Source organism: Nocardia sp. NPDC041819 (genome assembly GCF_055590505.1).
Genome location: NZ_JBVJAP010000011.1, coordinates 177529 through 192733 on the forward strand (window position 1 = coordinate 177529; position 15205 = coordinate 192733).

Below are 15205 nucleotides of genomic sequence, written 5' to 3' on the forward strand. Positions count from 1 at the left end.
CGGACACGAGTGTCTCGGAAACCCCTGCGGCCGAGGCGATCTCGGTGACGGAAGCGTTCATAGATCGCCCGGCGCTCCTCGGTGCCCGGTCTGCTCATCCGGCCTCCGGTGCGGGCAGGCGAGGGCCGGGTCGATCAGGACGCCGGGATTGAGTATTCCGGCGGGATCGAGCGCCGATTTCGCGGCCCGCAGTGCCGCGGCGAAAGGTTCGGGCCGCTGGCGGTCGTACCAGGGGCGGTGGTCGCGGCCGACGGCATGGTGGTGGGTGATGGTCGCGCCGCCGACGTGGAGTGCCTCCGAGACGGCGGTCTTGATCTCGTCCCACTGCTCGACGGTCCGGCCCCAGCGGCCTGCGGCGTAAATGCCGAAGTAGGGCGCGGGCCCGTCCGGGTAGACATGGGTGAACCGGCAGGTCAGCACGCCGGTCACCCCGGCGGATCGGAACGCGGCCGCGGTCGCTTCCCGCACTGCCGCGCGCAGGGACTCGAAACGATCCCAGGTGCACGCGGTTTCGAAGGTCTCCACGATCATGGACTGGGCTGCGAGCGCGTCGCGCTGGTACGGCATGCGAAGGAACGACGAGCGCCACGTGTCGGCCGCGCCCGCGCGCGCCGGGTCTCGCGCCGAGTCGGTGGTGCGGACCCCGTCCGGAACGGCGCCGCCGTGCTCGCGGCAGATCTGCGCCGCCCGGCGCATCGGTTCGTCCACCGGGTGGTCCGCGGACTCGAATCCGAGGACCAGCACTCCACCGGCCGCCTCGACGCCCGCGTTGATGAACGCCTCCATCGGATCGAGCAGTCGGCAGTTCGCCGGATACAGCGCTGACTGGGCGATGGCGCGCGTCGCGGCCACGGCCGCGCCGTAGTCGTCGAACACCACCGAGGCTCCGGATCGCCGGTGCGGACGATCCTGCACGCGCATCCACGCCTCGGTGATGACCCCGAGGATGCCCTCCGATCCGAGGAACATCCGGTCCGGTGAGGGTCCCGCGCCCGACGCGGGAAGCCTGCGCGATTCACTGATCCCGGCCGGGGTCACCACCCGCATCGATTCGACCATGTCGTCGATGTGGGTATAGACGGTCGCGTAGTGGCCGCCCGCCCGGGTGGCCAGCCAGCCGCCGAGCGTCGAGAACTCGAACGACTGCGGGAAGTGTCGAAGCGTCAGGCCCTCCGGCCGTAATCCCGCTTCCAGCGCCGGACCCAGAATGCCCGCTTGAATCCGCGCCGCCCGGCTGGTGCGGTCGAGTTCCACGATCCGGTCCATGCGGCCGGTGTCGAGGGCCACGGCCCCGGCGTAGGCGTCGGCGCATCGGGGTTCGACACCGCCAACCACCGACGTCCCGCCGCCGAACGGCACCACGGCGACGCCCGCGCTCGCGCACCAGTCCAGGATGTCGACCACGTCCTGCTCGGCGCGTGGCCGCAATACTTGATCGGGTACCTGATCGACTCGGCCGAGCAGATTGCGCACCACATCGCGAAAGGCCTGCCCGCTGCCGTGCGCGACGCGATCGCCGAGGTCTTCCGAGGCCAGCGGGGCCAGGGAATCCGGCACCCGGACGCGGGGCGCGGGCACATCCAGCGACGTCGGGTCCGGCGCGTCGTGCACTGTGAGATCGGCCGTCGGGAGCAGGGCCGCCACGCGCTTGGTCAGCGCCTCTCGTTCGCGGCCGGTCACCGCGTCTTCCCGGTTGCCCCATCCCCACCATGACCTCGTGGCCATCTCGGCTCCATTCGCAGAACGCTCGGCTACGGGGCGAGCGCGTTGTTCCGGGTGACGATCAACGGGTCGGTGGGAGTGAAGGGCAGGTCGGGGAGAGCGCCGAGGGCGACGCCGAAGGTCGCGGCGAGCACCTTGCGGGAGTAGGCGCTCATCGAGGCACGGTAGCCGATGTCGGCGGGCGTGGGTTGGTCGAAGAAGATCAGCAGGTGGATCTCCGGTGCGTCCACGACCTCGATGTGATGCGGATAGGCCCGGGGGACGAAGTACACCTCGCCTTCGTGCACGGTGTAGGTGTCCAAGGCGCCGTCCGGGTCCATGATCGTCATCCGTGCCGAGCCTCGGTGGACGTAGCCCATCTCGGCGGTCACGGGGTGCCAGTGCGGTTCGCGCATGCCGTCTTCCCGGACCCGTAACGAGTACATCGATATGTCGTGCAGTGCCGGCCAGAACTGTGCGCGGGCGGTGCGCGCGGAGCCGACCGGCGAGTCCACCGACGCGGGCATCGCCTCGAGTGCGAAATGGTGCGGGTCGCCGAAGTGGGCGGTGGACGGGATGTCGGGGTCGCCGTCGCGTTTCACCACGAACTTCGCGGTGGTGTCGCGCCGGATCGCGGCGAAGTCCTCGGCGGGCAGGTCGTAGGTATTGCCGAGAACCGAATCGGTCATCGCGCCCAGGGCGGCGCTGAAGCCGAAGTCCTCCGGTCGTTCGTGGCGGAAGGCCAGGATGAATTCCGCGTCGGTGTCGCCGACGTTCTCCACGTGGTGCAGCGCGCCGGAATCGATGTGGAACATCTCGCCCGCGCGCACCAGGAACGAGGAGAATCGGCTGCCGTCGTCCAGGACCGAGACCAGTGCCCGTCCCGCGGTGCAATAGGTGAGTTCGGTGGCGTTGGCGTGCCAGTGCGGTTCGCGGATGGCGCCCGGTGCGAGCGTCAGGCGTTTGATCGACAGCCCGCTGAGGATCGGGAAGCTGTCGGCGGTGAGTCGCGTGAGTGAGCCGAGTTCGCTGCGGTAGATCTCTTCGCCCTTGCGTAGAGAGGCGACATGAAGGGATGGACTTCGCACGGTTCCTCCTCGCTCGCGGTCAAAGGATCGTTCCGGTTCGATCATGCCGGTCTCGGCGCGTGAGCTCCCGGGAAACCCGGAGCCGGAAGGCGGAAAACCCCGATCATCCGAGGTGATTTCCCCCACATTTATTACGTGCAGAAATGAATGTACTTCACATCACACCATGTCGTAGCCCAAAGTGTGCCGGGGTACTCCTGTCATCTTTCCCAACCTGGGCGCGCCGATCCGCGCCGAGTTCGCTAAGGTCCGATCCGCACGCTCGGGTCATGGTTCACGCATTTGAGGCACTGCTTCTGGCTCCATAGCCAGAGCGGACAGTGATCGACCAGAGAGTGAACTCGCAGCCGTATGACCACGACACGCCGTTCCGCACGTCGCGCCCACCATTCACGAGCACGCAATCTCCTGCTCCCCCAACTGCTTACCGCCGCGGTCGATACGGCGTTCGATTCCGCAGCCATCCGGTATAATCCCACGGGCGATCCGGCGGATCAGCGTGAGCTCAGCTACCGGGAGCTGGACGAGACGTCCTCGCGATGGGCCCGCTACCTGATCGGGTTCGGTGTGGGGCCGGGAGACTTCGTCGCGGTGGCCATCACCCGCTCGGTCGAGTCGGTGCTGGCGGTCTGGGCGGTCGCGAAGACCGGCGCCGCCTACGTGCCCATCGATCCGTCGTATCCGGCGGAGCGAATCGCGCACATGCTCGCGGATTCCGGCGCGGCCGTCGGCCTCACCACCTCGGCGCACCGGGCCGCACTCGCCGCGCCCGGGATGGAGTGGATCGAACTCGACTCCGAGGTCCACCGGCGGCGAGCCGCCGCTGAGCCCGGTCATTCGGTCTGCTATTTGGACCGGTCGCGTGCGCTGACCGAACAGCACCTCGCCTACGTGATCTACACCTCCGGCTCGACGGGCAGGCCGAAAGGCGTCGCGGTCACCCACGCCGGCCTCGCGAGCCTGGTCGAGCACGAGATCGCCGCGCGGGCGGTGACCAGCCGCTCGCGTGTCTCGCACCTGTGCACACCGAGCTTCGACTTCTCGGTGATCGAGATGCTGCTCGCCTTCTCGGCGGGCGCGACTCTGGTCGTGGCGCCGCCCACGGTGTTCGGCGGGGTCGAGCTGGCCGATCTGCTGCGGCGCGAGCGCGTCACGCATCTGTGCATCACCCCGGGAGCGCTCGAATCCATCGAGCCGGCCGGACTCGACGATCTGAAGGCCATCTTGTGCGGTGGGGAGCGGGTGAGCCCCGAACTGGCCGCCCGGTGGGCGACCGGCGACCGGGCGTTCTACATCGTCTACGGCCCCACCGAGACCACCATCTTCGCCACCGGCACCGTAGCGCTGCGCGCGGGCGGCGCGACCCATATCGGCACTCCGGTACCGGGGCTGGGCGTCCATGTTCTCGACGCGCGGTTGCGGATGGTGCCGACGGGCGTGGTCGGGGAGCTGTATCTGTCCGGTCCCGCGCTGGCAGAGGGGTACCTCGGCCGGCCCGCGCCGACCGCCGACAGGTTCGTCGCCAATCCGTTCGCGGCGGTACCCGGCGCGCGCATGTATCGCACCGGTGATCTGGTACGGCGCACCTCGGCAGGACTTCTCGAACATCACGGCCGGGTGGACTTCCAGGTCAAGATCCGGGGGCTGCGGATCGAGCTCGGCGAGATCGACAACGCGCTGACCGCCCACCCCGACGTCGACTACGCCGCGACCCTGGGCGTGACGCTGCCCTCCGGTGGCGCGGCGCTGGTGTCCTACGTGCTGCCACGGGTGGAGTCCACTCCGTGCGGCAGCGGCCGGGTCGCGCCGGACACCACCGAACTCATCGAACTGCTCGCGAAAACCCTTCCCGCCTATATGGTTCCGGCCGCGATCACGGTACTCGACGAACTACCACTGACGCCGGTCGGCAAGCTGGATCGCGCCGCGCTGCCGGAGCCCGTGCTCACCGCCGAGCAGTTCCGGGCGCCCGGCACGCCGACCGAGCGGGTGGTGGCCGAAGTCTTCGCCGCGCTGCTCCTGCCGGCGGGCGCCGCCGAGCCCGGCCGCGTCGGCGCGAACGACGACTTCTTCGAGCTCGGTGGCAATTCGCTGATCGCGACGCAGGCGGCCGCGCGGCTGGGCGCCGCACTGGGCGTCCGCGTTCCGGTCGCGCTGCTGTTCGAGGCGTCGGTGGTGGCGAAACTCGCCGGACGCCTGGACGAACTGGGCCCGGGGTCGTATTCCGTCCCGCGACCGATGGCTCGACCGGAGCGGGTGCCGCTGTCGTTCGCGCAGCGGCGGATGTGGTTCCTCAACCGGTTCGACCCGGCCGGAGCGAGCAACAACATCCCGCTGGCGGTGCGGCTGAGCGGGCGACTGGACGTGGACGCGCTGCGGGCCGCGATCCGGGACCTGGTGCAGCGGCACGAGGTGCTGCGGACCAGCTACCCCGAGCACGAGGGAATGGGCAGCCAACGGGTGCACCCGATGACGGATCCGGTCGCGGTACCCGAGCTGCCGGTGCTCGACGTCGCCGAAGCCGAGATCCCCGAGCGTACGGTCGCCGCGGTGGTCGAGGGCTTCGATGTCACGGCGGCGCCGCCGATCCGGTTGCGCCTGCTGCGCTCCAACGAGACCGAGCACGTACTGGTCGGCGTGGTCCACCACATCGCCGCGGACGGCTCCTCCATGGGCCCATTGACCACCGACCTGATGACCGCGTACTCGGCCAGGGCCGCAGGCCGCGCTCCCGCCTGGACGCCGCTGCCCGTGCAATACGCGGATTACACGCTGTGGCAACGCGAAATGCTCGGCGCGCCGAGCGATCCGAACTCCCTGTTCGCCCGTCAGCTCGGGTTCTGGCGGGAGCGGCTTGCCGACCTGCCGCCACGTCTGGACCTGCCCGCCGACCGGCCGCGCCCCGCGGTGTTCTCGGGCCGGGGCGCCACGCACGAATTCAAGATCGACGCGCCGGTGCACGCGGCGTTGAACCGGCTGGCGCACCGAAACGACGCGACGTTGTTCATGGTCGTGCACGCCGCGTACTCCGTCCTGCTGGCCCGGCTGTCGAACACCCGCGACATCACCGTGGGCACGCCGGTGGCCGGCCGCGGCGAGGCCGCGGTGGACGGCCTGATCGGCATGTTCGTCAACACCCTCGCGCTGCGTACCGAGATCGATCCGGGCCACACCTTCGCCGAGCTGCTCGCGCGGGTGCGTACCCGCGACCTCGAGGCGTTCGGGCAGGCCGACGTGCCGTTCGAACGCCTGGTGGAGGTGCTGGACCCGGTGCGGTCGAGCGCCCATCACCCGCTGTTCCAGACGATGCTGACCTTTCAGAACCTCGCGCAGGCGACGCTGGAACTGCCCGCGCTCTTGGTCTACGCGCTGGACTTCACGCTGCCGCTGACGAAATTCGATCTCGAACTGACCATGGTGCCGCACGAGGACGAGCGGACGCCGCTGGGAATCTCGGCGGCGTTCACCTATTCCACCGAACTGTTCGACGAGGTGACGGTGGCGGGGTTCGCCCGGCGGCTGTGCGGGATCCTCACGGCCGTCGCCGATTCGGCGGATCACGTGGTCGGGGAGATCGAACTGCTCGATGCCGCGGAGCGCACCGCGATCCTGGGCAAGTGGAACGAGACCCGCCACCAGGTCCCCTCGGGTCTGGTGCTCGACGGGTACCGACATGCGGTGCAACGGCACCCGGACGATGTGGCGGTCGTCTACCTGGACCGGCAACTGACCTATCGCGAGTTCGACGAGCGGGTCAACCGGCTCGCCCGGGTGCTCATCGACCACGGTGTCGGCGCGGAAACGCTGGTGGGACTGGCGGTTCGGCGTTCGCTGGATCTCGTGGTCGGCATGTACGCGATTCTCACCGCCGGTGGCGCGTACGTTCCGCTGGACCCCGATCATCCCGCCGAGCGGATAGCGCACGTGCTCGACGCCGCCCGCCCCGTCTGTGTGCTGACCACATCCGCCGACGCCGTGCCGATGCCAGGCGACGTCGCCGTCCTGCGGCTGGACGCTCTCGGAGCCGATCAGCGCTCGGGCGCTCCGCTGCGTTCCGAGGAGCTGACGCGCACGGTGCTGCCGGAGCACCCGGCGTATGTGATCTTCACGTCGGGCTCGACCGGACGCCCGAAAGGTGTGGCGGTCTCGCACAAGGCGATCGGCAACCAGATCGAGTGGATGCTCGCCCAGTACCCCATGGGGCCGGGGGAGGCGTACCTGCAGAAGACCGCCGCCACCTTCGACGTCTCGTTGTGGGGCTACCTGATGCCGCTGCGGTCGGGTGCGAAGCTCGTCGTCGCCGAACACGACGGACACCGCGACCAGGCCTATCTCGCCGCGACCGTCGCCGAGCACGGCGTCACCGTCACCGATTTCGTGCCGTCGACGGCGACGGAGTTCGCCGCGCACGCGGCGGCGGAAAGCCTTGTGACACTGCGGCATCTGTTCCTCATCGGCGAAGCTCTGCCGCCGGAGACCGTGCGCGCGATCCGGTCGGTCACCGGTGCGCAGGTGCACAACCTGTACGGCCCCACCGAGGCCGCGGTGTCGGTGACGTACCACCCCGCCGGGACGGGCGACGCGACGACGGTGCCGATCGGCGGGCCGCAGTGGAATACCCAGGTCTACGTGCTCGATTCGCGCCTGCGGCCGGTGCCGCCCGGGGTTCCTGGCGAGCTGTACCTCGCCGGGGACCAGCTCGCCCGTGGATATGTGCGCCAGGCGGCACAGACCTCGGGCCGTTTCGTCGCGAACCCGTTCGGCCGCGGCACGAGGATGTACCGAACGGGCGACCTGGCCCTCTGGCGCGCACCCGCCCCGGACGCGCCCCAGCGACTGGAATACCTCGGGCGCACCGATTTCCAGGTGAAGTTCCGCGGACAGCGGATCGAGCTCGGTGAGATCGAGACCGCGCTGCTCGCACAACCGTCGGTGAGCCAAGCGGTCGCGGCGGTGATGCCTTCGGCGTCGGGGGAGCGGCTGGCGGCGTATGTGGTCGCGTGCCCCGGGCAGGTCGTCGACCGCGACGAACTCACGGCCGCGATCTCGGGGGTCCTCCCCGCGTACATGATGCCGTCCGCGCTGATGGAACTCTCCGCCCTGCCGCTGAACGCGAGCGGCAAACTCGATCGCAAGGCGCTGCCCGCACCGGCGGTCGAGGTCAGGGAGTTCCGGGCCGCTCGCAACCCCGTGGAACGGGCCGTGGCGCAGGTGCTGGCCGATCTGCTCGGCGTCGAGCGAGTGGGCATCGATGACGACTTCTTCGCGCTCGGCGGCAATTCGCTGCTCGCGACCCGAGCCGTCGCGCGGATCAACGAGGCGCTGCGATCGCAGGTCACCGTGCGCGACCTGTTCGAGGCGCCCCTGGTCGCGGCGCTTGCCGCGAGGGTGGAGGCCGGTGGGGCGGGCACTGCTCGTCCGCCTTTGGCGCGGTCGCGACGGCCGGATCGGATCCCACTCTCGCTCGCCCAGCAGCGGATGTGGTTGCTCAACCGCATCGACCCGGACTCGCCCGCCTACCACCTGCCCTTCGCCGTACGGTTGACCGGCGTCCTCGACCCGACCGCACTGAGCCACGCGGTCGCCGACGTGATCGAACGGCACGAAGTGCTGCGCACCCGCTACCCGGTCGACGCCGAGGGACAGCCGTATCAGGAGATCCTTCCGTCGCGCGCGGTCCTTCCCGGCGGCCTCGCGGTCGAGCACGGCGTCACCGATGTCGCGGACATGGTGAACGAGCTGATGTCCGCGGGCTTCGACGTGACCGCGGCCGCACCCGTTCGGCTGCGGCTGTTCAGCTCGGGCCGCGATCATCTGCTCGTCATCGTGACCCATCACATCGCGGCGGACGGATCGTCGCTCGCGCCGCTGGCACGTGACCTGGTGACCGCTTACTCGTCCCGTCTCGCGGGCGCCGCGCCGGACTGGCCACCCCTGCCGGTGCAGTACGCCGATTTCGCGATCTGGCAGCGCGCCGCCGTGGGATCCGAGGACGACGGTCGATCCATCGCGGCACAACAATTGTCGTATTGGCGCGACCAGTTGGCCGGCTTCGCGGGGCCGCTGGAGCTGCCGACCGATCACCCGCGCCCCTCGACCGCATCGACCCGCGGCGCATCGATCGGCCGCACCATCCCGGCGCGGATCCACGAGCAGCTGACCCGGATCGCGCGCGACCACAACGCGACGCTGTTCATGGTGGTGCACGCGGCGCTCGCCACTCTGGTCGGACGCCTGTGCGGCGTCACGGAAGTCGTGATCGGTACCCCGGTCGCCGGGCGCGGCGACCGCGCACTCGACGACCTGGTCGGGATGTTCGTCAATACGTTGGCGCTGCGTGTCGAGGTCGACCCCGGCGCGACCTTCGATGATCTCGTCGAACGGTCCCGGGAAACGGCTCTCTCGGCGTTCGCCAACGGTGACGTGCCGTTCGAGCGTGTGATCGAGGAAACCGCCCCCCTGCGCACCGGAGCACACAACTCGCTGTTCCCGGTGATGCTGTCGTTCCAGAACATCGAGCAGCCCACCCTGCAACTGCCGGACCTGACGATCACCGCTGTCGGCAACGGCGAGACCACGGCCAAATTCGATCTGCACGTCGTTGTCGAGCCACGGCTTCGCGACGACGGCCGGTCGGAGCTGGCCGTGACCTTCACCTACGCCACCGAACTCTTCGCCGAGCCGACTGTCCGCGCCTTCGCCCGCCGGTTCGAGCGGATCGTGTCCGCGGTCGCGGAAGATCCCTCGGCGCGGGTGTGGGACATCGACATTCTCGACGAGGACGAAGGCTTTCCGGCGACAGCGCACTCGTACGAGGCGGAGAATGCGCCGACAGCGACGCTGCCCGAGCTGATCGGTGAGCAGGTCAGGCGCAGGCCCGGGGCGGTGGCGGTCCGATTCGGTGCCGCCACGCAGAGCTTCGGGGCGCTGTGGCGGCGCGCGAATCGCATCGCACGCGCGCTGATCGCGGCCGGAGCGGGCCCCGAAACCGTTGTGGCCGTGGCGGTGCCGCGCACCGAAGACCTGCCGGTCGCGCTGCTCGGGGTACTCATGGCAGGCGCCGCCTACCTGCCCATCGACCTCACATATCCGGCGCAGCGCCTGGCCTTCGTCCTCGCCGACGCGGCGCCGGTGTGCGTGCTGACCACCGCTGCCGAGCGCCCGGCGCTCCCGGACGCCGAACTGCGCACCGTCTTGCTGGAGCAGACGGCGGAGTTCGCCGACGATCCGGTCACCGACGCCGACCGGATAGCGCCGCTGCTCGCGGACAACCTGGCCTATGTCATCTACACCTCGGGCTCGACGGGCGTGCCGAAGGGTGTCGGCGTGACGCACCGCAATGCGGTGCGGCTGTTCACCGAGGCGCAGCCGCTGTTCGCCTTCGGCGAGCGTGACGTCTGGACGCTGTTCCACTCCTTCGCCTTCGACTTCTCGGTGTGGGAGCTGTGGTGCGCGCTCGTGACCGGCGGCACCGTCGTCGTGGTCGACTACGCGACATCGCGCTCACCGGAGCTGTTGCGCGACCTGCTCATTCGTGAGCGGGTGACGGTGTTGAACCAGACGCCGTCGGCCTTCCGCCAACTCGTCGAAGCCGATCGCGACGCCTCGACCGCCTCCGGGGAATTCTCCCTCCGGTACGTGATATTCGGTGGTGAGGCGCTCGATCTGCGGCACCTGCGACGCTGGTCCGAGCGCCATCCGGGGGACACGCCGCGATTGGTCAACATGTACGGCATCACCGAAACCACCGTGCACGTCTCCTTCCTCGAGGTCGGTGCGCACCTGATGGACAGTCCGGTCAGCCTGATCGGCCGGGCGCTGCCCGGGCTGGACACCCACGTGCTGGACCTCCGCCTGCGCCCGGCGCCGTTCGGTACTCCCGGTGAGATCTATGTCGCGGGCGCTCAGCTGTCCCGCGGCTACTCGGGGCGGCCCGGGCTCACCGCGACGCGGTTCGTCGCGAATCCGTTCGGCCCGCCGGGCTCCCGGATGTACCGCTCGGGCGACCTCGCGCGCTGGGGCCGATTCGGCGACGACACCGGGCTCGCCTACGCCGGTCGCGGCGACCAGCAGGTGCAGTTGCGCGGCTTCCGGATCGAGCTGGGCGAGATCGAAGCGGCGCTGCTGCGTTGTCCCGGCGTGTGCCAGGCCGTCGCGCTGGTCCGGACCGATCCCGCCCTCGGTGATCAGCTCGTGGGCTACGTGCTACCCGAGCCGGGCGCGCGGCCGGACCCGGCCGAATTGCGCGGTCGGGTGGCCGAATACCTGACCGGTTACATGGTGCCCGCCGCGATCGTCGTGCTCGATGCCATCCCGCTGACCCCGAACGGCAAGCTCGACCGGCGGGCCCTTCCCGCGCCCGCATTCCGTACGCGTGAATTCCGCGCGGCCGCCACCCCTGTGGAGGCGACCGTCGCCGCCGCCTTCGCCGCCGTGCTCGGCGCCGAGCGCTTCGGCATGGACGACAATTTCTTCGAACACGGCGGAAACTCCCTGCTCGCCGCGAAGCTGACGCTTCGGCTGTCGACCGCGCTCCGCACCGGGATCCCGGTGATGCGGGTGTTCACCGCACCCACGCCCGCGCAGCTGGTCGCCGACCTGGCCCGCCGTGCGAGCGGCGCGGTGGAGACCGAAGCGGCCTTCGACATGCTGCTGCCGCTGCGCCCCGCGGGTTCGGCCGCGCCCCTGTTCTGCGTGCACCCCGTCTCGGGAATCTCCTGGTCGTATGCCGGCCTCGCCGCCTACCTCGACCCCGAACGACCCCTCTACGGTCTGCAGACGCCCGTGCTCGCGACCGACGAGATGATGCCGGCTTCGATCGAGGAATGGGCCCACCGCTATATCCGGCTGATCCGCTCGCAACAACCGGCCGGTCCCTACCATCTGCTCGGCTGGTCCTTCGGCGGCGTCATCGCGCACGAGATGGCCGTGCAATTGCAACGCGAGGGCGAGCAGGTCGCGTTGCTCGCGGTGATGGACAGCTACATGGCGGACCCACCGGGCACCCCGCCCGGCGACGCGGGCAAGGTGCCGGTGGCCGAGTTGATCGGCGGTTTGCTCGGTGAGCAGGCCGGCGACCTCGGCAATGTCGCGGATGTGGACTGGGCCGCGCTTCCCCAGAAGATGAGCGAACTCCCCGAGCCGTTCGCGTCGTTCGGCTCCGACCGCGTCACCCGGATCCTCGACGCGGCGGTGCACTCGGTGGCGCTGCGCAGCGCCTATGACCCGCCCGTTTACCGGGGCGACGTCGTCTATTTCACCGCCGCGCTCGACGATCCGACCGGAACTGTCGGCGCGTCGATCTGGAGCGAGGTCATCGACGGGCAGGTGCACAACCACGCCGTGCCGACGACGCATTGGCGGATGACCACGGCATCGGGTCTGGCCCGGATCGCCGAAGTGCTGACACGGGCGTGGCATGCGGGCGAACCGGAGGGGGAACACCCGGTCCGCCGCTGAATCGGCGGCGCGGCCGGGCTTCGGCGGCGGCTTTCGGCCGGATCCACCGACGGCACGGAGAACAGTGCGACCGGAGCGGAAGCCGGAGTGCCCTGCTTTCGGTGACCTTCGGCCATCATCTCGCCCGGCGCTTCGCGCCATGCTGAGAGGACGAACCGGAATGAGCATGCCCATGACAGAACTACGGCCCCTCGATTCGGGCTTCATGGAACTAGAGGACTCCGACCGGCATATCAGTCTCGGAATCGGGGCGGTGGCGATCATCTCCGGCGCTCCGCCGGGCAGGGGTGAGTTCGACCGCATCCTCGCCAGGGGAGTGCAGCAGAACGCACGCCTGCGCCAGAAGGTGCGGCGGGCGCCGCTCGACCTGGCCACGCCGGTGTGGGAGGACGACCCGAATTTCGACCTCGCACACCACATCCGATGGACCGCGCTGCCCACGCCGGGTGACGAACGCGCGCTGTGCGAACTGGTGGCCACGGAACTGGAGGAGCGGCTCGATCGCGACCATCCGCTGTGGCAATGCGTCGTCGTCGAACATCTCGCGGGGGACCGCTGGGCGCTGCTGGTCAAAGCGCATCACAGCCTGGTGGACGGCGTGTCCGGTCTGTCGGTGTTCCGGAGTCTCTGCGATTCCGTACCGGGAGCGGCCGAGAACGCCGCGCCCGAGCCGCGAAGTCGTGCCGGGATGCCGTGGCTCGACGTGGTGCGGGGTGTGACGCGGCTGCCCGTCGTCGTGCCGCGCTCCGTGGCCGCCATGACGCGCGGTCTGACACCACTGGTGTCCGCCGTCGTGTCGCCCGCCGCGGAATGTTCGCTCAACGGACCCATCGGACGCCAGCGCCGGTACGTGCTGGCCCGGGCCGCGCTGTCGGACGTCCACGAGATCCGCGCGGCGTTCGGCGTCACGGTCAACGATGTCGTCCTGGCCGCGGTCGCCGCCGCTTATCGCGACCTGCTGGTCGGCCGCGCCGAGCGGCCCGCTCCGGACAAACTGCGCGTTCTCGTCCCGGTGTCGATGCGATCCGAGCAGGCGAAATCCACGCTGGACAATCGTGTTTCGGCGATGCTGCCGTTCCTGCCGATCGATGTCGCCGACCCGGTGGAACGGCTGGACGTGATTCGGCGGCGGATGACCGGACACAAGTCGCGAGGCGAAGCGCAAGCGGAGAACTCGGTGCTCGCGCTGGCGGGCCGGCTCCCGTTCGCGCCCATCGCGTGGAGTCTGCGTCTGCTGGCGCGGTTTCCGCAGCGAACCGTCGCCGCGCTGGTGACGAACGTGCCCGGCCCACGCGAGCGGTTGACCGTGCGGGGGCACGCGGTAACCGAACTGCTGCCTGCCACGCCCATCGCCATGCGGTTGCGCACCGCGATCGCGGTGCTCAGCTATGCGGGGCAACTGACGTTCGGGATCACCGGGGATTACGACACCGCGCCCGATATCGCGGTGCTCGCCGAGGGCATCGAGCGGGAGATCAAGCGGCTCCGGGAGCGTGCGGGGATCCGGCGACCCTCCCGGCCGGAGGTGACCGGGCCGTGAGGAGTAGCGGCCGGCGGGTGACTCGGCCCGCCGCAGCGCCTGCCGGGAGAGGACCGATCGGGGACTTTCTGCCCTGTCCGGCAGTAGGACCCGGTGATGGTATGGGAGGCCGTGGTGTCGAGTGAAGACCGGAAAGCGAGGTCGTTGCCAGGTGGAAGCACGCGCGATGTGCCTGGGCACGAGATCATGATCTCCTCCGGCGGCCGCGTCGCGGATAACGGCATCCCCGGCCGCACGATGGTCGAGATCGACCGTGACGAGGCGCTGCGGCTGCTGGCCGGTGTGGCCTACGGGCGCGTGGTGTTCACCCGCGATGCGCTCCCGGCGATCCGCCCGGTCAACCATTTCGTCGACGGTGGCGCGGTCATCGTGCGTACCCGGGTCACGTCGCGGCTCACCGACACCGTCCGTACCGATCCCTCCGTCGTCGTGGCCTATGAGGCCGACGACATCGACGCGGTGAGCCATGTGGGCTGGTCGGTCGTCGTGACCGGCCTGGCCCGGACGGTCACCGACCCCGCCCGGGTCGCGCGCTATACGCGGCTGCTGCGACCGTGGGCCGACGGGATGATGGATACGGTCATCGCGATCGAACCCACCATCGTCACCGGCTTCCGGCTCGTCGAGGAACAGCGTTAGGTCGCAGCGGGCGAAGGTGGTTCGGATTTACCGAACCATCATCCCGAGAATTATTTGTGGGCATATCCGGCGAGGTCCTGCGCCGGTTCGCCCTTCACGCGCGAGTTCGTTGCGGGAATAACGCACTCCATGGCGGGTGGGCACGATCGGCGTAGGCGCGGTGGGCGTTTGTGGCTGCCGGAGGCCGGTCGCGCACATCCGGATTCGCGTCGATCGGCGGAGCCGATTCGCGGTCTGACCGGCCGGATACCCCTCGGCGGCCTGCCGTCGACCGGCGCCCGCCTTCGATGCGCGCGCCGAACCGTGCGAAACCTGAGCGCTGAAACGCCCGTGCTCGGCGGCATCCTCTCGGAAAGCACGCAGGCCCCCGACATGAAATTAGAATCACCGTGTACCTGATTCCAGGCGGAACTATGTGCCGAGAATGTGCATTCCGAGAGGTCCTTCGAGTTGAGTGAATTGATGAGTATTCGGAAATGTGCGCGCCGGATAGGAATGTAGTAAAGGCGCGGAGGTAGCACCAGTATGGGTGATTGCCAATATATTGCTATCGGGATGCACATTCCCTTGTGGTGCAATCGATCGAGCCGGCGGATCGGCTGTCGGCGGCCGCTGTCCGCCCGGTGGATCACGATGGCCCTCCCGGCTTGATTCCGGCCCCTGCCCGGCATGTACGATGCCCGATCGCGGGTGGTTCTGTCTGGATCCACCCTCTTGCACCAGGCACTTCTACGAGCGATACGGGCACGCGACGGCTCCATCGCGCGGGCGGTGTCAT

5 protein-coding genes are annotated in these 15205 nt (G+C 69.4%); 3 read left to right on the forward strand and 2 right to left on the reverse strand.

Features of this window, described 5'->3' with window-relative positions; genetic code table 11:
- Window positions 1–57: 57 nt before the first annotated feature.
- The gene (locus tag ACZ6DL_RS27530; RefSeq protein ID WP_466055399.1) at window positions 58–1725 is read right to left on the reverse strand and encodes an FAD-binding oxidoreductase; all 1668 of its coding nucleotides are present in this window, start codon (window positions 1723–1725) and stop codon (window positions 58–60) included.
- Window positions 1726–1751: 26 nt separating this feature from the next.
- Entirely contained in the window at window positions 1752–2834 is a 1083-nt protein-coding gene (locus ACZ6DL_RS27535; RefSeq protein ID WP_466055401.1) for a cupin domain-containing protein, read from the reverse strand.
- 306 nt (window positions 2835–3140) lie between these two features.
- Between ACZ6DL_RS27535 and ACZ6DL_RS27540 the strand changes: the two genes are divergently transcribed.
- The 3 genes from ACZ6DL_RS27540 (at window position 3141) to ACZ6DL_RS27550 (ending at window position 14427) form a co-directional block, all read left to right on the forward strand.
- Window positions 3141–12248, forward strand: coding sequence for an amino acid adenylation domain-containing protein (locus ACZ6DL_RS27540; RefSeq protein WP_466055402.1), 9108 nt, complete (start codon window positions 3141–3143; stop codon window positions 12246–12248).
- Between the two features lie 172 nt (window positions 12249–12420).
- Window positions 12421–13788, forward strand: a complete 1368-nt coding sequence (locus tag ACZ6DL_RS27545) for a wax ester/triacylglycerol synthase family O-acyltransferase (protein ID WP_466055404.1) — start codon at window positions 12421–12423, stop codon at window positions 13786–13788.
- A 189-nt stretch (window positions 13789–13977) separates the two neighbouring features.
- On the forward strand, window positions 13978–14427 hold the full coding sequence (locus tag ACZ6DL_RS27550; RefSeq protein ID WP_466055478.1) for a pyridoxamine 5'-phosphate oxidase family protein: 450 nt from the start codon (window positions 13978–13980) through the stop codon (window positions 14425–14427).
- The last annotated feature ends 778 nt before the right edge of the window (window positions 14428–15205 follow it).